The organism is Burkholderia metallica (genome assembly GCF_001718555.1).
Taxonomy (GTDB): domain Bacteria; phylum Pseudomonadota; class Gammaproteobacteria; order Burkholderiales; family Burkholderiaceae; genus Burkholderia; species Burkholderia metallica.
Genome location: NZ_CP013401.1, coordinates 825,238 through 847,513 on the forward strand (window position 1 = coordinate 825,238; position 22,276 = coordinate 847,513).

Annotated in this window: 21 protein-coding genes; 10 read left to right on the forward strand and 11 right to left on the reverse strand. The window is 67.9% G+C overall.

All coding sequences use genetic code 11. From position 1 onward, the window contains the following. Positions 1–25 precede the first annotated feature (25 nt). The 3 genes from WJ16_RS03695 to WJ16_RS03705 all read right to left on the reverse strand — a co-directional run bounded on the left by WJ16_RS03695 (position 26) and on the right by WJ16_RS03705 (position 1,339). Positions 26–478, reverse strand: a complete 453-nt coding sequence (locus tag WJ16_RS03695) for a DUF3318 domain-containing protein (protein ID WP_069255889.1) — start codon at positions 476–478, stop codon at positions 26–28. 43 nt (positions 479–521) lie between these two features. Continuing rightward, complete coding sequence (locus WJ16_RS03700; RefSeq protein WP_069255890.1) at positions 522–911, reverse strand: phage holin family protein; 390 nt, start codon at positions 909–911, stop codon at positions 522–524. A gap of 125 nt (positions 912–1,036) precedes the next feature. Then, the gene (locus tag WJ16_RS03705) at positions 1,037–1,339 is read right to left on the reverse strand and encodes an ElaB/YgaM/YqjD family protein (protein WP_006494044.1); all 303 of its coding nucleotides are present in this window, start codon (positions 1,337–1,339) and stop codon (positions 1,037–1,039) included. A 318-nt stretch (positions 1,340–1,657) separates the two neighbouring features. On the opposite strand from WJ16_RS03705, the gene WJ16_RS03710 reads away from it, so the two are divergent. Next, positions 1,658–2,296, forward strand: coding sequence for a peroxiredoxin (locus WJ16_RS03710; RefSeq protein ID WP_034182833.1), 639 nt, complete (start codon positions 1,658–1,660; stop codon positions 2,294–2,296). 150 nt (positions 2,297–2,446) lie between these two features. Here WJ16_RS03710 and WJ16_RS03715 read toward each other — a convergent pair whose 3' ends face one another. Beyond that, positions 2,447–3,634, reverse strand: a complete 1,188-nt coding sequence (locus WJ16_RS03715) for an acyl-CoA dehydrogenase (RefSeq protein ID WP_069255891.1) — start codon at positions 3,632–3,634, stop codon at positions 2,447–2,449. A gap of 114 nt (positions 3,635–3,748) precedes the next feature. On the opposite strand from WJ16_RS03715, the gene WJ16_RS03720 reads away from it, so the two are divergent. Continuing rightward, entirely contained in the window at positions 3,749–4,540 is a 792-nt protein-coding gene (locus tag WJ16_RS03720) for an IclR family transcriptional regulator (RefSeq protein WP_069255892.1), read from the forward strand. Between the two features lie 128 nt (positions 4,541–4,668). Then, positions 4,669–5,079: a GFA family protein gene (locus WJ16_RS03725; RefSeq protein ID WP_069255893.1), complete on the forward strand. Its 411-nt coding sequence runs from the start codon at positions 4,669–4,671 to the stop codon at positions 5,077–5,079. A gap of 243 nt (positions 5,080–5,322) precedes the next feature. Here WJ16_RS03725 and WJ16_RS03730 read toward each other — a convergent pair whose 3' ends face one another. Further along, entirely contained in the window at positions 5,323–6,126 is an 804-nt protein-coding gene (locus WJ16_RS03730) for an EAL domain-containing protein (RefSeq protein ID WP_069255894.1), read from the reverse strand. Positions 6,127–6,479: 353 nt separating this feature from the next. Here WJ16_RS03730 and WJ16_RS03735 point away from each other — a divergent pair, with 353 nt between their 5' ends. The 5 genes from WJ16_RS03735 to fahA are packed head-to-tail and all read left to right on the forward strand — an operon-like array spanning position 6,480 to position 12,411. Beyond that, positions 6,480–8,141, forward strand: coding sequence for an FAD-dependent oxidoreductase (locus WJ16_RS03735; protein WP_069255895.1), 1,662 nt, complete (start codon positions 6,480–6,482; stop codon positions 8,139–8,141). A 30-nt stretch (positions 8,142–8,171) separates the two neighbouring features. After that, entirely contained in the window at positions 8,172–8,402 is a 231-nt protein-coding gene (locus tag WJ16_RS03740; RefSeq protein WP_069255896.1) for a DUF2783 domain-containing protein, read from the forward strand. Continuing rightward, positions 8,399–9,760, forward strand: a complete 1,362-nt coding sequence (locus WJ16_RS03745) for an MFS transporter (protein ID WP_069255897.1) — start codon at positions 8,399–8,401, stop codon at positions 9,758–9,760. The genes WJ16_RS03740 and WJ16_RS03745 overlap by 4 nt, the downstream gene beginning before the upstream one ends. 15 nt (positions 9,761–9,775) lie before the next feature. Beyond that, positions 9,776–11,110, forward strand: a complete 1,335-nt coding sequence (hmgA, locus tag WJ16_RS03750) for a homogentisate 1,2-dioxygenase (protein ID WP_069255898.1) — start codon at positions 9,776–9,778, stop codon at positions 11,108–11,110. Next, positions 11,107–12,411, forward strand: a complete 1,305-nt coding sequence (gene fahA / locus WJ16_RS03755) for a fumarylacetoacetase (RefSeq protein WP_069255899.1) — start codon at positions 11,107–11,109, stop codon at positions 12,409–12,411. The genes hmgA and fahA overlap by 4 nt, the downstream gene beginning before the upstream one ends. A gap of 172 nt (positions 12,412–12,583) precedes the next feature. Here the strand turns inward: fahA and WJ16_RS03760 are convergent, their stop codons facing one another. From WJ16_RS03760 to WJ16_RS03780, 5 genes are all read right to left on the reverse strand, one after another. After that, positions 12,584–13,744 (reverse strand): MFS transporter, encoded by a 1,161-nt coding sequence (locus tag WJ16_RS03760; RefSeq protein ID WP_069255900.1) that lies wholly within the window; start codon positions 13,742–13,744, stop codon positions 12,584–12,586. A gap of 93 nt (positions 13,745–13,837) precedes the next feature. Further along, positions 13,838–15,007, reverse strand: coding sequence for an MFS transporter (locus WJ16_RS03765; protein ID WP_069255901.1), 1,170 nt, complete (start codon positions 15,005–15,007; stop codon positions 13,838–13,840). A 240-nt stretch (positions 15,008–15,247) separates the two neighbouring features. Further along, the gene (gene bluB, locus WJ16_RS03770; RefSeq protein ID WP_069255902.1) at positions 15,248–16,015 is read right to left on the reverse strand and encodes a 5,6-dimethylbenzimidazole synthase; all 768 of its coding nucleotides are present in this window, start codon (positions 16,013–16,015) and stop codon (positions 15,248–15,250) included. 180 nt (positions 16,016–16,195) lie between these two features. Next, positions 16,196–17,194 carry a 2-hydroxyacid dehydrogenase gene (locus tag WJ16_RS03775; protein WP_069255903.1) on the reverse strand — a complete coding sequence of 333 codons (999 nt, stop codon included), beginning with the start codon at positions 17,192–17,194 and terminating at the stop codon, positions 16,196–16,198. Positions 17,195–17,224: 30 nt separating this feature from the next. Then, a complete protein-coding gene (locus WJ16_RS03780; RefSeq protein ID WP_069255904.1) occupies positions 17,225–18,208 on the reverse strand; it encodes a LysR family transcriptional regulator in 984 nt (327 codons plus the stop codon). Positions 18,209–18,960: 752 nt separating this feature from the next. Between WJ16_RS03780 and WJ16_RS03785 the strand changes: the two genes are divergently transcribed. After that, positions 18,961–20,172, forward strand: coding sequence for a pyridoxal-phosphate-dependent aminotransferase family protein (locus WJ16_RS03785; protein ID WP_069255905.1), 1,212 nt, complete (start codon positions 18,961–18,963; stop codon positions 20,170–20,172). A gap of 28 nt (positions 20,173–20,200) precedes the next feature. Here WJ16_RS03785 and WJ16_RS03790 read toward each other — a convergent pair whose 3' ends face one another. Beyond that, the gene (locus tag WJ16_RS03790) at positions 20,201–21,136 is read right to left on the reverse strand and encodes a helix-turn-helix domain-containing protein (protein ID WP_069255906.1); all 936 of its coding nucleotides are present in this window, start codon (positions 21,134–21,136) and stop codon (positions 20,201–20,203) included. A 137-nt stretch (positions 21,137–21,273) separates the two neighbouring features. Between WJ16_RS03790 and WJ16_RS03795 the strand changes: the two genes are divergently transcribed. Next, a complete protein-coding gene (locus WJ16_RS03795; RefSeq protein WP_069255907.1) occupies positions 21,274–22,164 on the forward strand; it encodes a DMT family transporter in 891 nt (296 codons plus the stop codon). The last annotated feature ends 112 nt before the right edge of the window (positions 22,165–22,276 follow it).

A 22,276-nucleotide genomic window follows, 5' to 3' on the forward strand; every position in this document is an offset into this window, starting at 1 on the left:
GGGCCGTGCGCGCGGGATGCGGGTGTCAGTCGTCGTGCGTGTCGGGCGTGTCGAGTTCGCGCTCGTCGCGGGACTGCTTCCAGATCCGGTAGACCTCCCAGGCGGCGAAACCGACAGTGCCCCACTTCAGCGCGGGTCCCGCGCTCGCGCGCAGCAAGGAGCGAACGGGTTTCGCGAGCACGAGCGACGCAAGCGAACTCAGCATCGGATACTGGTTGACGAGGTGGCCGAGATTCGCGTTCAGGTTCTTGGCGGACTGGCTGAACTTGTGGCTGGACATCCCGGGGATGAACACTTTCAGCCAGCTGAAGCGCGTGACGGTCCGGCGCATGTCGCCGGCGGCTTCCGCGAGTTCGAGCCGCTCGACTTCGGATCGCAGGATCAGCAGTTCCTTGCGGAGCGCGCGATGCTGCGACGCGCTCCAGTTCGATCGCGACGAATGGGAGCGGGGTGAATTGCCCGTGACGTTCTGGCTCATGGCGCGTCCGCGAAGTAGGTGGAAAGGGTGAGCGCGTGTGCGTTCACGGCTTGCCGCGGAACAGTTCGCGGTCTTTCTCGAGCTCGGCGAGCGTCGCCTCGAATACGGTCGGCGCGTCGCGCAGGCCGGAGCGCGCCTTCAGCGCGCATACGATGCCGCCAACGGCATACACCGCGGTGATTGCGGCCAGCGACTGCCAGCGGTAGGTATCCCAGAACGCGATCGCGACGAGCACGGTCAGGCTGATGAGCGCCATCGTCGCGAGCATCATCGCGGCGAGTCCGAGGAACAGCACGCCCATCAGGCGCTCCTTTTCCTCGGCAAGCTCGATGCCCACCAGTTCGAGGCGCGTCTGTAGAAGGCCGATCGCGGAGCCGACGAGGCGGCGCAGCGGTCCGTGACCGGACGGCTGCGAGGGGGTGTCTGTCGTCATGGGTGAGGTGCGTGCGCGTGCAGTGTGCAGCTAGGACAAAGCCGGCCGGCGGTTTCCACCGGCTGGCTTCGACGCCCGCAAGCCGCGCGATGCGCGCCCGCGGGACGAAAACCGCGCAGAGCGCGTTACTTGCGGTTGATCAGCAGGCCGATCAGCACGCCGACGCCGGCAGCGACGCCGATCGACGTCCACGGATGCTCGTGCACGTAGTCGTCGGTCGCGCGGGCCGCCTTCTTGCCTTTCTCGACCACCACGACCTGGACGTCGGCTGCCTTTTCCTTGGCCTGCTTCAGGCGCGACATGGCTTTTTCGCGCAGTTCGGCCGCACGGTCGCCCGTGCTGCTCGCAGCTTGCTTGAGCAGGTCTTCGGCGTCCGAGAGAACGGTTTTGATATCCGACATCAGTTTCTCCTTGTTGATTTCCGACATTGCAACTCCCTTCGTGCTGTCATGCTGCAGGTTCACATCGTAGCGAAACGCCTGCCTGCTGGCGAGCCGGGAAGACACACGGCGGCACTGCAAGACTGCATGGTAAACGACTTGTAATGATGAACAGAGCGCCAAACGGGGTGAAAAGTTTCCAGTGTGGCCGCCCATCCTGTACCGATACCGCGCAAAAATGACAAAAAAGTATGAATATCAAACGGAATAATCGTTCGCACGCCCCATGGCTTCCCGTAAGCTGACACACTTTCCCGCGCCGACCCGCGCGCGGTTTCAACCAGCATCGTTCGAGGAGGGAACATCATGAGTCTGCGTCTTGGCGACATCGCACCGGATTTCGAGCAGGAATCGAGCCTGGGCCCGATCAAGTTTCACGAATGGCTGGGCGACAGCTGGGGTGTCCTGTTCTCCCATCCGGCCGACTACACGCCGGTGTGCACGACCGAGCTCGGGCTGACCTCGAAGCTGAAGGGCGAATTCGAGAAGCGCAACGTGAAGGTGATCGCGCTGTCGGTCGACGGTGTGGAGTCGCACAAGGGCTGGATCAACGACATCAACGAAACGCAATCGACGGTCGTCGGCTTCCCGATCATCGCCGATGCGGACCGCAAGGTTTCGCAGTTGTACGACATGATCCATCCGAACGCGAACGAAACGCTGACGGTGCGTTCGCTGTTCGTGATCGATCCGAACAAGAAGGTGCGCCTCACCATCACGTACCCGGCCAGCACCGGGCGCAACTTCGACGAAGTGCTGCGCGTGATCGACTCGCTGCAACTGACCGACAACTACAAGGTCGCGACGCCCGGCAACTGGAAGGATGGCGACGACGTCGTGATCGTGCCGTCGCTGCAGGATCCCGAGGAACTGAAGAAGCGCTTCCCGAAGGGCTTCAACGCGGTGCGTCCGTATCTGCGTCTCACGCCGCAGCCGAACAAGTAAGCATCGGCTGCAGATGCGCGCGATCCCGGGCCGGCGGTCCGGCGCGCGACTCCTGTGAAAAACGGCCCGCCCGGCAGTCATGCCGGGCGGGCCGTGTCTTTTGCGCGTGCGCGGCGCGCGCGGGTTGCCGCGTGCGCGGCAGCCGGACGATCAGAAGAATGCCTGGATGCCCGTCTGCGCGCGGCCGAGGATCAGCGCGTGGATGTCGTGCGTGCCTTCGTATGTGTTGACCACTTCGAGGTTCACGAGGTGGCGCGCGACGCCGAATTCGTCGGAGATGCCGTTGCCGCCGAGCATGTCGCGCGCGAGCCGTGCGATGTCGAGCGCCTTGCCGCATGAGTTGCGCTTCATGATCGACGTGATCTCGACGGCCGCCGTGCCTTCGTCCTTCATCCGGCCGAGGCGCAGCACGCCTTGCAGGCCGAGCGTGATTTCGGTCTGCATGTCCGCGAGCTTCTTCTGGATCAGCTGGTTCGCGGCGAGCGGCCGGCCGAACTGCTGGCGGTCGAGCGCGTACTGGCGTGCGGTGTGCCAGCACGATTCGGCGGCGCCGAGCGCGCCCCATGCGATCCCGTAGCGCGCCGAGTTCAGGCACGTGAACGGGCCGCGCAGGCCGCTCACGTTCGGCATCAGGTTCTCTTCCGGCACGAACACTTCGTCGAGGACGATTTCGCCGGTGATCGACGCACGCAGCCCGACCTTGCCGTGGATCGCGGGCGCCGACAGGCCCTTCCAGCCTTTCTCGAGGATGAAGCCGCGGATCGCGTCCTTGCCGTTCTCCTCGAGCTTGGCCCACACGACGAACACGTCGGCGATCGGCGAGTTCGTGATCCACATCTTCGCGCCGGACAGCGAGTAGCCGCCGGACACCTTCTTAGCGCGGGTGACCATGCTGCCCGGGTCGGAGCCGTGGTTCGGCTCGGTCAGCCCGAAGCAGCCGATCCATTCGCCGGTGGCGAGCTTCGGCAGGTATTTCTGCTTCTGCGCATCGGAGCCGAATTCGAAGATCGGCACCATCACGAGCGACGACTGGACGGACATCATCGACCGGTAGCCGGAGTCGACGCGCTCGACTTCGCGCGCGATCAGCCCGTAGCTGACGTAATTGAGGCCGGGGCCGCCGTATTCGTCGGGAATCGTCGGGCCGAGCAGGCCGACTTCGCCCATCTCGCGGAAGATTTCGGCGTCGGTGCGCTCGTGGCGGAACGCTTCGGTGACGCGCGGGGCCAGCTTGTCCTGCGCGTAGGCCTGGGCGGCATCGCGCACCATTCGCTCTTCTTCGGTCAGTTGCTGGTCGAGCAGCAGCGGATCGTCCCAATGAAAAGTTGCAGCACTCATCGTCTCATCTCCTGTTGGTCCGGTCTTCCAGCCGGGCCCATGCCAAAAGTTCGCTTGACTCAAGTTCCGCTGTGCGGAACAATGTTTTGCAAATCGAACCCAGTGTAGCACCGGATGACACTTTCAACCATCGACGAAACCACGATCGACGAACGCAAGTTCGTCGTCGCGCTCGCGCGCGGGCTCGACCTGCTTCGCGCATTCCGGCCCGGCGAGACGATGCTCGGCAACCGCGACTTCGCGGAGCGCACGGGGCTGCCGAAGGCGACGGTGAACCGGCTCGCCTATACGCTGACCGTGCTCGGCTACCTGCGCTACGACGAGACGCTCGGAAAGTATGCGCTCGACGCCGGCGTGCTGTCCCTCGGCTACGCGCTGCTGTCGGGTTCGGGGACGCTCGACCTCGCGCGGCCGCACATGCAGGCGCTTGCGCGCGAGATCGGCGCGGCCGTGTCGCTCGGCTGCCGCGACGGGCTCGACATGATCTATCTGGAGACGATCCGCAGCGAGACCGCGCTGACGCTCGGGCTCGCGCCCGGCTCGCGGCTGTCGATGCTGACCAGCTCGATGGGGCGCGCGTACCTGGCCGTGCAGCCGGAGGACGCGCGCCGCTCGCTTTATGCGGAACTGCACCGCGCGGCGGACGGTGCGGCCGATGCCGATGCGCTCGTCGAAGCCGCGCAGCAGGCGGTGGCGGAGTTTTCCGACGGTGGATGCTGCTATTCGTTTCGCGCGTGGCACATGGACGTCAACGCGGCGGCCGTGCCGTTTCGCGAGCCGCGCGAGGGGCGCTGGCTGATCCTGAGCTGCAGCGGCCCGGCGTCGTCGATGGGCGAGGACGTGTTTCGCACGCGGGTCGGGCCGAAGCTGAAGGCGCTCGCGCAGCGGCTCGGGCAGACCGTCTGAGCAGGGCCGCGCGGAGCCTGCCCCCGGCTCGAGCGGGTACCGACGGGCATCGTATCGTCGCCGGCGGTTGTGCGACGGACGAACCGCGCGCATGATCGGTCGCCGGGTCACCGACGAAGAGGGTTGCCATGTCCGACGCGGAACCGATGGAAGGCGGATGCGCATGCGGCGCGATTCGATACCGGATCACCGATGTTCCGGCCGACGCCGGTTTTTGCCACTGCCGGCTCTGCCAGCGCACGACCGGGGCGGCGGTCGTCGCATCGGCATCGGTGCCGATCGACGCGTTCACGTACCTGCAAGGCGAGCCGACGGTCTACGCGTCGAGCGCGTGGGGCGAGCGGCGTTTCTGCAACCGGTGCGGCGCGCAGCTCGAATACCGGCTCATCGATGCGCCCGAAACGGTCGAAATCAATTACGCGACGCTCGACGAGCCGTCGCGGCTGCGCCCCGCGTGGCACGTCTGGTATGGGGATCGTTTCCCGGGCATCGAGATCGACGACGATCTGCCGAAGTACGACGATGGCGGTGAGGACTAGGCTTGGCCGTCCGTATCGACTTCCCGATTCCGGACGCGCGAGCGGTTCCCACCCGCGTTCGGCCTATCGGCACTGTGGATAACGCGCCGCCCGGCCTCGCGTGACGGGCCGCGCAAGCGTTCCGGTTCCGCATCTACCTGCCGAAACGTGCCGGGCGACTCTACCCCTGCCGGCACGCGGCTTCTCGCGCGCACTACGCGGTGCGTTGACGCCCGATCGTCGGGCGAAGGGTCACACCCGTCTTCACGCCGTCACCACTTTCGCAAACACGGGCCCCTGCATGAACCGCACGTCGTGCTGGCGCAGCAGATCGCACTGCGTCTCGTCGACGACGCCGTCGAAGATCAACGGAATCCGCATGCGCTGCGCATACGCGACGAGCGCCTTGACCATCCCGCCGCGCAGCGCGATGCCCGCATCCATCTTGATGTAGTCGGGCCGCGCCATTTCCGATTCGACCGCGAGGATGCGGCCCGGGTCGGGCAGCTTGTCCGCGACCTTGAAGCCGTGGTGCTGGTAGCTGCGCGTCAGGTAGCCGAGGAAGGTCTTGTGCGCGACCGCGACCGCCGGCAGCTCGATCACGATCCGCTCGGTCGGCAGCCCGAAGCGCTGCAGCACCGTCGAGAAATGCTTGCCGTGGTCGTACTTCACGCTTTTGAGCAGCCGCTCGTGTACGCGCAGGAACAGCAGCCCGTGGCGCTGCGCACCGAAGAAATTGATCGCGTGCAGCGCGCGCGACAGACGGTCGATCGCGACGAGCGTCTGGTCTTCGACGGCCGAGTCGACCGGATCGTGCGGCGCGCCCGTGACGACCGTGACGGCCTGGAAGCCGAGTTCGTCGCCGTAGCGCTCGATCGCGTCGGCGAACGACGTCGACTGCGGCGCGCCGGGCATCGTCACGTCGTAGATCGGTTCGTACGCGCTGGCGAGCGTGCGCTCGGGCAGATTCGCGCACGCGGTGCCGCCTTCGGCCAGCGCGAGGTGCTCCCGCAGATACGGCAGTTGCCCGGCACGGGCGACCAGCTCGGGGATGGTGGGCGGAATCATCGGCGTGAAAAGGAAAAACGGCGGCCGATAGGGCCGCCTCGTATCTCGATATTAGCAGCGCGCGCCAGGCTCGGCTTGGCGTTTCGCTCATATGGTTATCCCGTCCCGGCAGGAGCGCCTAGGGTTTACGTTGATTTCACTATTCGTAATTGGTTTTACTATTCGTAAATCCAGGGATTTGTCGCCGATCAAGAAATGCGGCATGCGGGCGCCGGGAAACGGCGCCGTTCACGAATCAACAGGAAGCAAGGAGCGAGACGTGGCGGTTGACAGGACAGGCGGGCACGCGCGCCGGCAGGAGATGAAAGGCAACACGGGCGCGCCGTCGGGCGCCCGGCAGGGTTGAGGAGCGGATGGCGACCATGAGCATCGATTACCAGACGCTGAAGTTCGAATACCGTCCGTGTGCGCAGGACGCAACCGTTCATCCGGTGATCGTCGTCGGCGCGGGCCCGGTGGGCCTCGCGGCGGCGATCGACCTCGCGCAGCAGGGCGTGCCGGTCGTGCTGCTCGACGACGACGACACGCTGTCGACCGGCTCGCGCGCGATCTGCTTCGCGAAGCGCACGCTCGAGATCTTCGACCGGCTCGGCTGCGGCGAGCGCTTCGTCGACAAGGGCGTGAGCTGGCACGTCGGCAAGGTGTTCCTGCAGGACGAGCAGCTGTACGCATTCGACCTGCTGCCCGAGGAAGGGCACGCGCGGCCCGCGTTCATCAACCTGCAGCAGTATTACGTTGAAGGCTATCTGGCCGAGCGCGCGTTCGAGTTGCCGAACATCGACATCCGCTGGAAGCACAAGGTGACGGGCATCGACCAGTCGGCCGAGCACGCGGTCGTGACGATCGAGACGCCGGATGGCGTCGCGACGCTGCGCGCGCGGTACGTGATCGCGGCCGACGGCTCGCGCAGCCCGATGCGCACGATGATGGGCCTCGAAAGCCACGGCCGCACGTTCAAGGACCGCTTCCTGATCGCCGACGTGAAGATGAAGGCGGAGTTTCCGACCGAGCGCTGGTTCTGGTTCGACCCGCCGTTTCACCCGAATCAGTCGGTGCTGCTGCATCGCCAGCCCGACAACGTGTGGCGCATCGACCTCCAGCTTGGCTGGGACGCCGACCCCGTCGCGGAGAAGCAGCCGGAGCGCGTGATCCCGCGCGTGCGTGCGCTGCTCGGGCCGGACGTCGAGTTCGAGCTCGAATGGGTGAGCGTCTATACGTTTCGCTGCCAGCGGATGGAGTCGTTCCGTCACGGCCGCGTGCTGTTCGCGGGCGATTCCGCGCACGGCGTGTCGCCTTTCGGCGCGCGCGGCGCGAACAGCGGCGTGCAGGACGCGGACAACCTCGCATGGAAGCTGAAGCTCGTGCTCGAAGGGCGGGCGGCCGACAGCCTGCTCGATACGTATGCGAGCGAACGCGAATTCGCGGCCGACGAGAACATCCGCAATTCGACGCGCTCGACCGACTTCATCACGCCGAAGAGCCCGGTGTCGCGCGTGTTCCGCGACGCGACGCTGAAGCTCGCGCGCGACTGCGAGTTCGCGCGCAAGCTCGTGAACAGCGGCCGCCTGTCGGTGCCGGCGGTGCTCGCCGATTCGCCGCTGAATACGCCCGACCGTGACGGCGACGCGTTCGCGGGGGCAATGCGCCCCGGTGCCGCGGCGGCCGATGCGCCGGTGCGTGCGCAGGGCGCGCCGGGCTGGCTGCTGCAGCATCTGGGCCGCGGCTTCACCGGCATGCTGTTCGGGTTGCCGGGCGACGCGGCCGCGCTCGCCCAGGCGCTCGACGGCCTCGCGCTGCCGGTGCGGCCCGTGCTCGTCGTGCCGGCCGGGCACGCGCAGCCGGTGGCCGGCGTCGACGTCGTGGAGGACGTCGACGGCCTCGCCGCGCAACGCTACGACGCGCAGCCCGGCACGTTCTACCTGCTGCGGCCCGACCAGCACGTCTGCGCACGCACGCGCACGCTCGACCGTCGGGCGATCGCCGACGCACTGGCGCGCGCGACCTGCGCCCGCTGAATACACGACAAAGACACCGGAGACTTCGCCATGGCCTCACTCGACACCCGCCCGCGCCTGACCGATCCGGACGCGTTCTACGAAGCGCTGATCGACATGCATCGCGACCTGTCCGACGCCGACAGCCAACTCGTCAACGCAAAGCTGATCCTGCTGCTCGCGAACCAGATCGGCGATGCCGACGTGCTGCGCGAAGCGATGGCGCTCGCGCGCCAGGGCGTGACGCCGCCCGTCCACCCGGCCGCCGAGGTCGCGCAATGAGCGCGGCGCCGGCCGACGCGCGCGTGCTCGAAGTCGAGCGCGTGATCGACGAGACCCATCGCCCGGGTTTTCACTGGATGCTGCTGGTGCTGTGCGGGCTGTGCCTCGTGATCGACGGTTTCGATGCGCAGGCGATGGGCTACGTCGCGCCCAGCGTGATCGCCGAATGGGGCGTGCCGAAGCAGGCGCTCGGCCCGGTGTTCAGCGCGAGCCTGTTCGGGATGCTGCTCGGCGCGCTCGGGCTGTCGGTGCTCGCCGACCGGATCGGGCGGCGCCCGGTACTGATCGGCTCGACGCTGTTCTTCGCGGTGACGATGCTCGCGACGCCGTTCGCGGGCTCGATCCCCGTGCTGATGGCGCTGCGCTTCGTCACGGGGCTCGGCCTCGGCTGCATCATGCCGAACGCGATGGCGCTGGTCGGCGAGTTCAGCCCGGCCGCGCATCGCGTGAAGCGGATGATGATCGTGTCGTGCGGCTTCACGCTCGGCGCGGCGATCGGCGGCTTCATCAGCGCGGCGCTGATTCCGGCGTTCGGCTGGCGCTCGGTGTTCTTCGTCGGCGGCGCGGTGCCGCTCGTGCTGACGCTCGCGATGGTCGCGCGGCTGCCGGAGTCGCTGCAGTTCCTGGTGCTGAAAGGGCGCGTCGCGCAGGCGCGCGACTGGCTCGCGCGATTCGCGCCGCAGGCCGGCATCGATGCGGCCACGCGGCTCGTCGTGCGCGAGCGCGCGGCGAGCGGGGCGCCGGTCGCCGAACTGTTCAGCCACGGCCGCCTGCCGGTCACGCTGCTGCTGTGGGCGATCAGCTTCATGAACCTGATCGATCTGTACTTCCTGTCGAACTGGCTGCCGACCGTGATGCGCGACGCCGGCTATTCGCCGGGCACGGCGGTGATCGTCGGCACGGTGCTGCAGACGGGCGGCGTGATCGGCACGCTGTCGCTCGGCTGGTTCATCGAACGCTACGGCTTCGTGCGCGTGCTGTTCGTGTGCTTCGCGTGCGCGGCCGTGTCGGTGGGGCTGATCGGTTCAGTCGCGCATGCGCTGCCGTGGCTGCTGGTGGTCGTGTTCGCGGGCGGGTTCTGCGTGGTCGGCGGCCAGCCGGCCGTGAACGCGCTCGCGGGCCAGTATTACCCGACGTCGCTGCGCTCGACGGGCATCGGCTGGAGCCTCGGCATCGGCAGGATCGGCTCGGTGCTCGGGCCGCTCGTCGGCGGACAACTGATTGCGCTCAACTGGTCGAACGGCGCGCTGTTCCACGCGGCCGCGGTGCCCGTGCTGTGCTCGGCGCTGTTCGTTCTCGGCCTGGCGGGCGTCACGCGGCGCAACGGCGCGCAGGCGCCGAACGCCGCCATGAATTGACGGAGAAAGGAAACGATGACGCTTGATTTGTCGAAGCCGGCGACTGCCGGCTACCTGAGCGGTTTCGCGAACGAATTCGCGACCGAGGCACTGCCCGGCGCGCTGCCCCACGGCCGCAACTCGCCGCAGCGCGCACCGTACGGACTGTATGCGGAGCAATTGTCGGGCACCGCGTTTACCGCGCCGCGCGGCCACAACCGACGCTCGTGGCTGTACCGCATTCGCCCGGCCGCCGTGCACCGGCCGTTCGAGCCGTACGCGGGCTCGCCGCGGCTCGTATCGGAGTTCGGCGACTCGGCCGACGTGCCGCCGACGCCGCCGAACCAGTTGCGCTGGGATCCGCTGCCGATGCCGGTCGAGTCGACCGATTTCGTCGACGGACTGGTGACGATGGCCGGCAACGGTTCGGCCGCCGCGATGAACGGCTGCGCGATCCACCTGTACGCGGCGAACCGCTCGATGCAGGACCGCTTCTTCTACAGCGCGGACGGCGAACTGCTGATCGTGCCGCAGCAGGGGCGCCTGTTCATCGCGACCGAATGCGGCCGGCTCGACGTCGAGCCGTTCGAGATCGCGGTGATCCCGCGCGGCGTGCGCTTTACCGTCGCGCTGCCGGACGGCGACGCGCGCGGCTACATCTGCGAAAACTTCGGCGCGTTGCTGCGTCTGCCGGATCTCGGCCCGATCGGCTCGAACGGTCTCGCGAACCCGCGCGATTTCCTGACGCCGCAGGCCGCGTACGAAGACCGTGAAGGCGCATTCGAACTGATCGCGAAGCTGAACGGGCGCCTGTGGCGCGCGGACATCGGCCATTCGCCGCTCGACGTCGTCGCGTGGCACGGCAACTACGCGCCTTACAAGTACGACCTGCGCCTGTTCAACACGATCGGCTCGATCAGCTTCGACCATCCCGATCCGTCGATCTTCCTCGTGCTGCAGTCGCAGAGCGACACGCCGGGCGTCGACACGATCGACTTCGTGATCTTCCCGCCGCGCTGGCTCGCGGCCGAGGATACGTTCCGCCCGCCGTGGTTCCACCGCAACGTCGCGAGCGAGTTCATGGGGCTCGTGCACGGCGCGTACGACGCGAAGGCCGAAGGCTTCGTGCCGGGCGGCGCGAGCCTGCACAACTGCATGTCGGGCCACGGGCCCGACGCGGACACGTTCGAGAAGGCGTCCGCGAGCGACACGTCGAAGCCGCACAAGGTCGACGCGACGATGGCGTTCATGTTCGAAACCCGCACGCTGATCCGGCCGACGCGCTACGCGCTCGACACCGCGCAGCTGCAGGCCGACTACTTCGAATGCTGGCAACGCATCAAGAAACACTTCAATCCGGAGCAACGATGAGCGATACCCAAGACTGGCGCGCGACGCTCGACCCGGCCCGCAAGAGCTGGGTCGAGTCGGCGAACGACGCCGCCTGCGATTTCCCGATCCAGAATCTGCCGTTCGGGATCTTCAGCGATGCGAAGCAAGCTTCGCGCCGTGCGGGCGTCGCGCTCGGCGACCAGATCGTCGATCTGGCGGCGCTCGCGCGCGCGGGCCTCGTGACGCTGCCGGCCGGCGCCGACGTGTTCGCCGCGCCGACGCTCAATGCGTTCATCGCACTCGGCCGCGACGCATGGCGCGGCGTGCGCGTGCAGCTGTCCGATCTGTTTTCGCGCGACAACGCGCGGCTGCGCGACGACGCGGCGCTGCGTGCGCAGGTGCTGGTCGCGCAGCGCGATGCGACGCTGCATCTGCCGGTCGAGATTCCCGGCTACACCGATTTCTATTCGTCGAAGGAGCACGCGACCAACGTCGGCTCGATGTTCCGCGATCCGAAGAACGCGCTGCTGCCGAACTGGTCGGAGATGCCGATCGGCTACAACGGCCGTGCGTCGTCGGTGGTGGTGAGCGGCACGCCGGTGCGGCGCCCGAACGGGCAGTTGAAGCTGCCCGACCAGGAGCGCCCGGTATTCGGCGCATGCCGCAAGCTCGACATCGAACTGGAGACGGGCTTCATCGTCGGGAAGGGCAACGCGCTCGGCGAACCGATCGCGTGCGAGGACGCGGAAGCGCACATCTTCGGGATGGTGCTGCTGAACGACTGGAGCGCGCGCGACATCCAGCAGTGGGAATACGTGCCGCTCGGCCCGTTCAACTCGAAGGGTTTCGCGACGACGATTTCGCCGTGGATCGTCACGCTCGACGCGCTCGAACCGTTCCGCGTCGCGCAGCCCGAGCAGTCGCCGCAGCCGCTCGCGTATCTGCGGCACGCGGGCAAGCGTGCGTTCGACATCGCGCTCGAAGTGACGTTGCGCGCCGACGGGGCAGCGGAGGCGACGTCGATCTGCCGCACGAACTTCAGACACATGTACTGGACGATGGCGCAGCAGCTCGCGCATCACACGGTCGCGGGCTGCAACACGCGCGTGGGCGACCTGATGGGTTCGGGCACGATCAGCGGGCCGACGAAGGATTCGTTCGGCAGCCTGCTCGAACTGACGTGGAACGGCAAGGAGCCGGTCGCGCTGAACGGCGGCGGCAGCCGCACGTTCATCGAGGACGGCGACGAGCTCACGCTCGCCGGATGGTGCGAGGGCGACGGCTATCGCGTCGGGTTCGGCACGTGTGCCGGCAAGATCCTGCCGGCGTTGAAGGCGTAACGCGTAACGCGTAATACGCGACGTATCGCGACCCGAACACGACGGCCCGCATGGCGCGGGCCGTCGTCGTTTTCGCGGTGCGAACGGCGCTGCCGGGGCCGCGCCGCGCGAGTGCGCGCGACGGTCGTGTCGGCGCCGCGCGTTGCTGCGTCGCGGCGCGTATGTGCCGGTGTCAGACCGCGCGCTGCAACGCGGCGCGGCGCTCCCACAGCGCGGCCGCGACGAACGCCGCGACGCAGACGACCAGCACGCCGACCAGCGCGTGGCTGCCCAGCTGTTCCATCAGCGCACCGGCGACCAGCGGGCCGCCGAAGCTCGCGGCGCTCCACGACGCCGAGACGAGCGAGCTCGCGGTGACGAGCGCCGCACCGCGAAAGCGCTCGCCGCACGCGACGAGCGACAGCGTGTAGATGCTGCCGGCCGCCGCGCCCAGCACGAACAGCAGCGGCCAGCACAGCCACGGATTCGCGATGACGAACGGCAGCAGCGGCAGGCCGGCGAGCACGATCCAGCCCGCGCCGAGGTGCACGCGTTCGCGGCCGAGCCTGTCGGCGAGCCAGCCGATCGGGAACTGCATCGCGGTGTCGCCGAACAGCATGATCGACGCGAGCAGCACGGCGGTCGCGCTCGCGACGCCGTGATCCATCGCATAGAGCGGCAGCAGCGACAGCGCGAGCGTGTCGAACAGCGCGAAGAAGCCGGTGCCGATGATCAGCGCGGGCATGCGCGGCAGCACGTCGAGCCAGCGGCCGTGCGCTTCGTGATGCGCGTCGTCGCCGGCGAGCGGCGCGCGCCGGATCGTCGCGAGCGTCGGCAGCGCGAGCAGGAACAGCGCGCCGCACAGCGCGAAGCGGATGCCCGTCGCGCCGGCGATCTGGCTCACGAGCACGGGGCCCGCCATCTGGAACAGCGTGAAATTGGTCGCGTAGATCGCGACGACGCGGCCGCGCGTCGCATCGTCGGCGAGCTGGTTGACCCACGCCTCGCCGATCGTGAACAGCAGCATCAGCGCGGCGCCGCACAGCACGCGCAGCGCGCCCCACAGGACCAGGTCCGACGTGAACTGCATCAGCGCGGTAGCCGCCGCGAGCAGCACGACCGACACGACGATTGCGCGGCGCGCACCGATCTGCCGCGCCAATGCGGTGACGAACGGGACGATCGCGAGGCCGCCGAGCGCCTGCGCGGCCGTCAGCATGCCGACGACGTTGGTGCCGTGTCCGGCCTCGGTCAGTGCGAGCGCGGTGAGCGGCAGCGTGGCGCCGGTGCCGAGACCGACGACCGCGACGCTCAGGATCAGCGCAAGGAAATCACGATTGAGAATGGCTTTCATCGGCCGGGATGCTACACCGCGGCCCTTGAAAGGTCCATGAAGGCCATCAGGTCCGCGTGGGGTTGCGTGCGCAACGATCGCGACAGCGCGGCTTCATACGTATTCGGTCGGCACGGCCACCGGGCGGCGTTCGAGCGACGCCGACCACAGCGTGAGCGCGAGCGCGGCGACGACCATCGCGACGCCGACCCACGGCAGGCTCACGAGCGACACGCCGGAACCGATCGCCATGCCGCCGAGCCATGCACCGGTCGCGTTGCCGAGGTTGAACGCGCCCTGGTTCAGCGTCGATGCGAGGTTCGGCGCGTCGCTCGCGCGGTCGACGATCAGGATCTGCAGCGGCGGCACGATCGCGAACGCGAGGATGCCCCACACGAAAATCGTCGCGAGCGCGGCGAACGGCAGATGCATCGTGCCCGCGAACAGCGCGAGGACCACGCCGATCAATGCGAGCGTCGCGATCAGCGACGGCATCCGGCGCCAGTCGGCGAGCTTGCCGCCCAGCGTGCCGCCGACCGTCAGCCCGAGGCCGAACAGCAGCAGCACGTAGGTGACCTGGCGCGGCGAGAAGCCCGTCACGTCCTCGAGGATCGGCGTGATGTACGTGAACACGCTGAACAGGCTCGCCGACGCGAGCACGCTGATGCCGAGCACCATCAGCACCTGTGGGTGCTTCAGCACGCCGAATTCGCGCGTGATGCTGGTGTCGGGCATCGCGAGGTGCTTCGGCAGGCAGACGGCGAGCGCGGCGGCCGCGGCGATGCCGATGCCGGTGACGGCCCAGAACGTCGCACGCCAGCCGAACGCCTGGCCGAGCGCGGTGCCGAGCGGCACGCCGAGCACGTTCGCGAGCGTGAGGCCGGTGAACATCAGCGCGATCGCCTGCGCGCGACGGTTCGGCGCGACGAGATTGCTCGCGACCACCGAGCCAATCCCGAAGAACGCGCCGTGGCAGAACGCGGTGACGACGCGCGCAGCCATCAGCACCGCATAGCCGGGCGCGATCGCGCAGAACAGGTTGCCCGCGATGAACAGCCCGATCAGGCCCATCAGCGCACGCTTGCGCGGCATCTTCGCGGTGACGATCGCGAGGATCGGTGCACCGATCGTCACGCCGAGCGCATAGCCCGACACGAGCATCCCGGCAGCCGGGATCGACACGCCGAGGTCGCGCGCGACGTTCGGAAGCAGCCCCATGATCACGAACTCGGTGGTACCGATTCCAAATGCGGCGACGGCGAGGGCGAAAAGAGGTAAGGGCATCGCGGAAGGCTCGGGAAAAGCCGTCGCTCGGGCGGGCGCGGGATGCGCGGGGCGGACGGACGGCGAGGCGGACGACAGTCGCGATTCTACTTCAGTGAAAACCCCTATGCTTGGGGCCAAAACGGATGTTGCCGGCGTGCGACGGGGCAGCGCGCGGGAAACTCACAGTGTGGGATTCGGCGGGGTTTGCGGCGGTGAATCGGGCGGGGGGACGGAACGGCGGCGGCGCCGGTGTGCGCGTCAGGCGACGCGTTCCGGGAACCCGTCGACGCTTGGAGTCGGCGAGTTTGCCGCGTCGGCGCCGGCGCCGGTACCCGCTGCCGGTTCCGCGTTGGCGAGCGACGAAGGCGCTCCGGTCGCATCGGCCGCGGCCGGATCGTCCCAGCCGTTTTCGAACAGGCACGCTTCGATCGGCATCCGCGCGGCCCAGCGCTCCTGCTCGAGCATCGGCTTCGCATAGAACGCGTCGACGTGCCCGACGCACAGGACGGCGATCGGCTTCGCGCCGTCGGGCATCCGCAGCAGCGCGCGCAGCGCGTCGACGTCGAACAGCGACACCCAGCCCATCCCGAGCCCTTCGGCGCGGGCCGCGAGCCACATGTTCTGGATCGCGCATGCGGTAGACGCCAGGTCCATTTCCGGCAACGTGCGGCGGCCGAATACGTGGCGCTCGCGGCCGTCGGCGAGCGCGACGACCAGCAACTCGCCGCATTCGCGCACGCCTTCGACCTTCAGCCGCATGAATTCGTCCTGGCGCTCGCCGAGCGCGTCGGCGGTCGCGCGCCGCTCGGCCTCGACCAGCGCGTGGATCGCGGTGCGCAGCGCGGGATCGGTGATGCGGATGAAACGCCACGGCTGCATGAAGCCGACGCTCGGCGCGTGATGCGCCGCGCGCAGCAGACGCGCGAGCACGGCCGGATCGACGGGCGCCGGCGTGAAGTGGCGCATGTCGCGCCGTTCGAAAATGGCGCGGTAGACGGCGGCGATGTCGGAGTCGTCGAAACGCATGAGGGGCAGGCGGCGGGATAACGTCGGCGCAACGATAGCAGACGCGGCGCGGGAATCGCTACATCAGTCGAAACAAAGCGCAAAATTGTTGACGAAAAATGTCGGCGGTGCAGCGAAATCGAAAAGCAAACGATTGCGTTCTCGCCGGCACGCGTGAAATGCGGGTATTTCGTTGGTTTCTCAGCGATTCGCGGTGACGACGTTCTGCGGTGTGCCCGCATGCCACGCTTCGATGTTCAGCAGGGTGGTGTGCGCGATCTCGGCGAGCGCCTCGCGCGTGAAGAACGCCTGGTGCGACGTGACGATCACGTTCGGGAACGTCAGCAGGCGCGCGAGGACGTCGTCCTGCAGCGGCAGGTCGGAGTGATCCTCGAAGAAGAGCCCGCTTTCCTCTTCGTACACGTCGAGCCCGAGATGGCCGAGCCGGCCGCTCTTGAGCGCGTCGATCAGCGCGTGCGCGTCGACGAGGCCGCCGCGCCCGGTGTTGATCAGCATCGCGCCGGGCTTCATCCGCGCGAGCGTCCGTTCGTTGATCAGGTGGTGGGTCGACGGCAGCAGCGGGCAGTGCAGGCTGACGATGTCGGCGCGCTGCAGCAGCTCGTCGAGCTCGACGTAGCGTGCGCCGAACGCGATCAGCTCGTCGTCGTACGGCGGCATCGAGTGCGCGAGCACGTGCATTCCGAAGCCCATCATGATCTTCGCGAACACGCTGCCGATCAGGCCGGTGCCGATCACGCCGAAGGTCTTGCCGTGCAGGTCGAAGCCGAGCAGCCCGTTCAGCGAGAAGTCGCCCTCGCGGGTACGCGCGACCGCGCGCGGCAGGCGCCGGTTGAGCGCCAGGATCAGCGCGACCGCGTGTTCGGCAACCGCGTGCGGCGAATAGGCGGGCACCCGCACGACCGTGACGCCGAGCCGCTCGGCGGCCGCCAGGTCGACATGGTTGAAGCCCGCCGAGCGCAGCGCGATCAGGCGCGTGCCGCCGTCCGCGAGCCGTTCGAGCACGGCCGCGTCGACGCTGTCGTTGACGAACGGGCAAACGACGTCATAGCCGTGCGCGAGGATCGCCGTTTCCGCGTCGAGGTGCGACGGCTGGAAGTGCAGCCGATAGCCGAACTGCCGGTTGGCGGCCGCAAACGAATCGTCGTCGTACTGGCGGCTGCTGAACAGGATCACGCGCACGCTGCACCTCCGATGGCTGACGCGCGCAGTTTACTGCAGGCCCGTGACGATGTCGGCGCGATCGGGCCCGCGCGGCGGCCGCAGGAAGCCGTAGTCGGTCCGTTCGCGGGCCGGCTGCGCGCTGAAGTGGTCGAGCGCATGTTCGACGAAGCTGCGCGTGCGGGCCGGCACGTACTGGCGATTCGGGTAGACGAGCGACAACTGCGTATCGGGATCGTCGATCCGGTAGCCGGCCATCAACCGCACGAGCGTGCCGCTCGCGAGCGCGTCGGCGACGCACGGCTCGGGCAGCACCGCGATACCGGCGCCGGCCACGGCGGCCGCCTGGACGAGCGCGAGCTGGTTGACCGTGCAGGTCGGGCGCACCGTGACGGCATGCGCGACGCCGTCGTGGCCGACCAGTTGCCACGCGGGCGCATGCTGGTGCGGTGCGAGCGTGACCCAGTCGTGGCCGGGGAGGTCGTCGGGCACGCGCGGCTCGCCGCGCCGCTCGAGATAGGCCGGCGCCGCGCACGCGACGAACGGGTTCGGCGCGAGCGCATGGCCGATCAGCGTCGGGTTGCCGTCGAACCGGTTGCCGGTGACGATGCCGACGTCGTAACCCGAATCGAGCACGTCGAGCGGCCCTTCGGCGACGGTCAGCTGCACGCGCAACTCGGGGTAGCGGTGCCGGAAGCTGCTGACGAGCGGCGTCAGCGCCAGCGGCGACAGCAGCCCCGACGCGACGACGCGCAGCGTGCCGGCCGGCTCGCGCACGGCATGCGCGACGGACGATTCGAGGTGATCGAATTCCTCCAGCAGCGCGCGGCACCCGTCGAGGTAGCGCACGCCGGCCTCGGTCAGCGACAGGTTGCGCGTGGTGCGATGGATCAGCCGGGTGTTCAGGTGACCCTCGAGCATCGCGATCGAACGCGTGACGAGGGCATTGGACACGCCGAGATGGTGTGCCGCGCGCCGGAAGCTCTGCTGCTCGGCGACGCAGACGAATACACGCATGGTCTGAATCTGGTTCATGGCTGCGTATTTCTGGCCCGGTTGATTGATTATGGTGGTGGTATTTCGCCGCACGGCCTCGAAAGCGCATCGTGCGATACCCGGTTCTTTCCTGTATCGAAAAATCGTTTTTTTCGATTCCGCAGACAATTGTTAAATACAGAGGCGATATCCGTCAACCTGAGAAAAGGGGCGGGTTGCGGAAAATCGAAATCGAGGGTAACGCGTTAAACGAAGTGCTGTCTCGTATGGCTGCCGTTCAAAGGCGATCCGGTAAATGAATTAATGTGACTGTGGCGAATGTTTGCCATGTTAATCAATGGCTTGCATGGATTTCGCATGGGTTGGATCAGGTATTGCCAGAAAGCGTGCCCCAATACATGTAGACGTAATGGATGTTCTTCGCTCGTGCGCGAATTTCGCTTATATGATTCCCGGAGGAGATTTTTACCGTGGAGCGGGTCTATTTTTTCGAGGCGGAAGTCGGTCTGAACCGTCGATGTCGGCGAATCGTGGCGTTATTGGGTAAGTAAATCGCGCGCTTGACGCACGAATGGAACCGTTTCACGGCCCGGCCGGCATTCCTTTTTCAATCGGATCGACCGGCCCGCCGCCCGCATACGGCCGACCGGCCCGGTCCGGCGACCGGGCCACCGCCGCGCTGTCCGGCCGCGCGTGCCTCTTGCGCGTGACGGCGGAACGCGGAATGATCGATCAATTCGCTTGCCGCGAGGCGGGCGTCAGTGCACTTCCTTTCCTCTTCTCGACCAGCCATGTCCATCGATTACTCGCCGATTCCCTGTCCCGTCGTCGTGCCGCTCGACGCGATCCTGCCCGAAGAACCGTTGCTGATGATGGGCGCCGGCCCGGTTCCGATCCCGGCCGCCGTCGCGAAGGCGAACACGATCGTGATCAATCACCTCGGCGCGACGATGGCGAAGATCATCGAGCAGGTGAAGGAGATGGCGCGCTACGTGTTCCAGACCCGCACGAAGTGGGTGCTCGGCGTCGCGGGCCCCGGATCGGCCGCGATGGAAATGGCGATCTCGAACCTCGCGTGGCGCGGTACGCGCGTGCTGTCGATCCGCAACGGCTTCTTCAGCGCGCGGATGGCCGAGATGGCCACGCGCGTCGGCGCCGACGTCGCGACGCTCGAAGTGGCCGACCGCGCGGTCGCCAGTCTCGACGAGGTCGCGGACGCGATCGCGCGCGAGCGGCCCGAGATCGTCACGATCGTGCAGGGCGAGACGTCGAACACCGTGTGGAACCGCGACCTGCGCGACATCGCGGCGATCGCGAAGGCGGCCGGCGCGCTGGTCGTGGTCGACGCGGTGTGCACGCTGTCGACGATGCCGCTCGAGATGGACGCGTGGGGCATCGACGCGGTGATCACCGGCGGCCAGAAGGGGCTGTCGTCGATCCCGGGCGTGTCGCTGATCGCATTCTCCGACGCCGCGTGGGAGCGGATGAAGCACCGCCCCGAACCGAACGCGCACTGGTGCCTCGACATGGCGCTCGCGGAGAACTTCTGGCACAACGCCGGCTATCACTACACGGCGCCCGTGTCCGGCGTGCTCGCGCTGCACGAGGCGCTGCGGCTCGTGTGCGCGGAGACGCTCGAAAGCCGCTTCGCGCGCCATCTGCGCTGCTCGCTCGCGCTGCAGGCCGGGGTCGAGTCGATGGGGCTCAAGCTCTATGCGCCGAAGGATTGCCGGCTGAATTCGGTCGTCGGGATCGAGACGCCGGAAGGGCTCACGCCGGGCATGGTCTGCGGGCATATCTCGAAGCAGTACCAGGTCGAGATTTCGGGCTCGTTCGGGTTGCCGATCGTGCGGATCGGGCAGATGGGCGAGCAATGCCGCGAACACAACCTGTTCCGCACGCTGCATGCGTTCGGCCGCACGATGGTCGACCTCAAGGTGCCGGTCGACCTGCCGGCCGGCGTCGCGGCGCTCGAACAGGAACTGTCGCGGCGCGGCGCGTAACGCGCGAAAGCGACGAAAGGGGCCGCGCTCAGCGGCCCTGCATCGCGCGCCGGTACGTATTCGGCGTCGTGCCGTGCGCGTCGCGAAAGCGATGGCTGAAGTGGCCGGCATTCGCGTACCCGCAGTCGGCCGCGATCTGCGCGAGCGGCAGCGCGGTCGTGCGCAGCAGCTCGCGCGCCCGCGCGAGGCGCTGCTCGGCGACCCATGCATGCGGCGCGCGGCCGAACGACAGCCGGAACATCCGCGAGAAGTGGTATTCGGACAGCGCGGCCACTTCGGCGAGTTCGCCGAGTGTCAGCGGCTGCGTCAGGTACGTGTCGATGTAGTCGCGCACGCGGCGGCGCACGGCCGGCGCGAGGCCGCCGCGGAACGACGTGTCGGTGCGCGTCGCGCTCTGTCCGCGCAGCAGCAGGCTCAGCACTTCGTGCGCGGTCTCGTTCACGCGCAGCCGTTCGTCGGCGTCGTCCCAGCCATCCAGGGCGAGCGCGCGCAGCAGCGCGGCGACGCGCGCATCCTCGAAGTAGGTGCGGTCGGCGAGCTTCAGTTCGCGCGGTTCGCGGTCGAGCTCGCGGATCGCACGCTGCGTGAAGTGCTCGGGCAGGAAATACAGGTGGATGAAGTGCATCTCGCCGCGCACCCACCAGCGCGATTCATGGTCGCCCGGCAGCGCGCACAGCAGGCTCGGCGCGCCGTAGCGCGGCACGCGCTGGCGCTCGGTCCGGTAGCCGCCGTCGAGGTAGCACGACAGCGTGTGGTGACCCGGCTGCTCGTAAATCGTCTCGCTTTCGTCGGTGATCCGCGTCCATTCTGCGATCGCGAGATGGTCGCCGAGCCACGCGAAGCGCTCGAGCGTCGCGTTCGCGTCGGCGAGCGTGCGGCAGACCGACTGCAGGCCGAACGGCAGATCGCCGCCGGCCAGGGCGGCGGGGTGGTCGACGGGCGGGGCGGAAAGAGAGACGCTCATGATGCGCCGAGTATAAGCGGGTGCGCAGCGCCGCGTGCGGCGTCCCGAAAAAGACCGCAATTCCGGACAATCGGCGCGCGCCGGGCGGCGGCATAGTCGGATTCCCGTTTCATTCGTCTTTTCGGATCGTTGCCGCCATGAACCTGTCGCTTTATTTCGTCACCGTGCTGATCTGGGGCACCACCTGGATCGCGATCAAGTGGCAGCTCGGCTCGGTGCCGCCGCCCGTGTCGATCGCATGGCGCTTCTGGCTCGCGGCCGCCGTGCTGTTCGCGCTGCTGCGCGTGATGCGCCGGCCGGTGCGCCCGCCGCGCGAAGCGTGGCGCTTTCTTGTGGCGCAGGGCTTCGCGCTGTTCTGCGTGAACTTCCTGTGCTTCTACTACGCGGAGCAGGTCGTGCCGAGCGGCCTCGTCGCGGTGATCTTCTCGACCGCGCCGCTGCTGAACTCGATCAACGGCCGGCTGTTCATGGGCCGTCCGCTGCGGCCGTCGGCGATCGCCGGCGCGCTGCTCGGGCTGACCGGCATCGCGTGCCTGTTCTGGCAGCAGATGGCCGGCCATCTCGACGACCATGCGACCTGGATGGGCCTCGCGATCGCGTTCGCGGGCACGATGTGCTTCTCGGCCGGCAACCTGCTGTCGAGCCGGATGCAGTCGATGGGGCTGCATCCGCTCGTGACCAACGGCTGGGCGATGCTGATCGGCGCGGCGATCCTGACCGTCGGCAGCGCGGTGGCCGGCTTGCCGTTCACGCTCGACACGAGCCCGCGCTATCTCGGCGCGCTCGTCTACCTGGCCGTGCCCGGCTCGGTGATCGGCTTTACCGCGTATCTGACGCTCGTCGGCCGGATCGGGCCGGAGCGGGCCGCGTACTGCACGGTGCTGTTTCCGATCGTCGCGCTGGCCGTGTCGACGGTGTTCGAGGGTTACCAGTGGTCGCCGCTCGCGGTCGTCGGGCTGCTGCTGGTGGTGGCCGGCAACCTGGTCGCGTTCGACCTGACGCGGCGGTTGTTTCTCCGGGCCGCGTGACCGGCCTGCCCGCCGCACCGGCTTCGTCCGGATACGGAAACGCCCGCGCGATGCGGGCGTTTTTATTTGGGGTGGCCGGCCGCGTGATTGCCGCGACCGGCTTCGTTGCAAC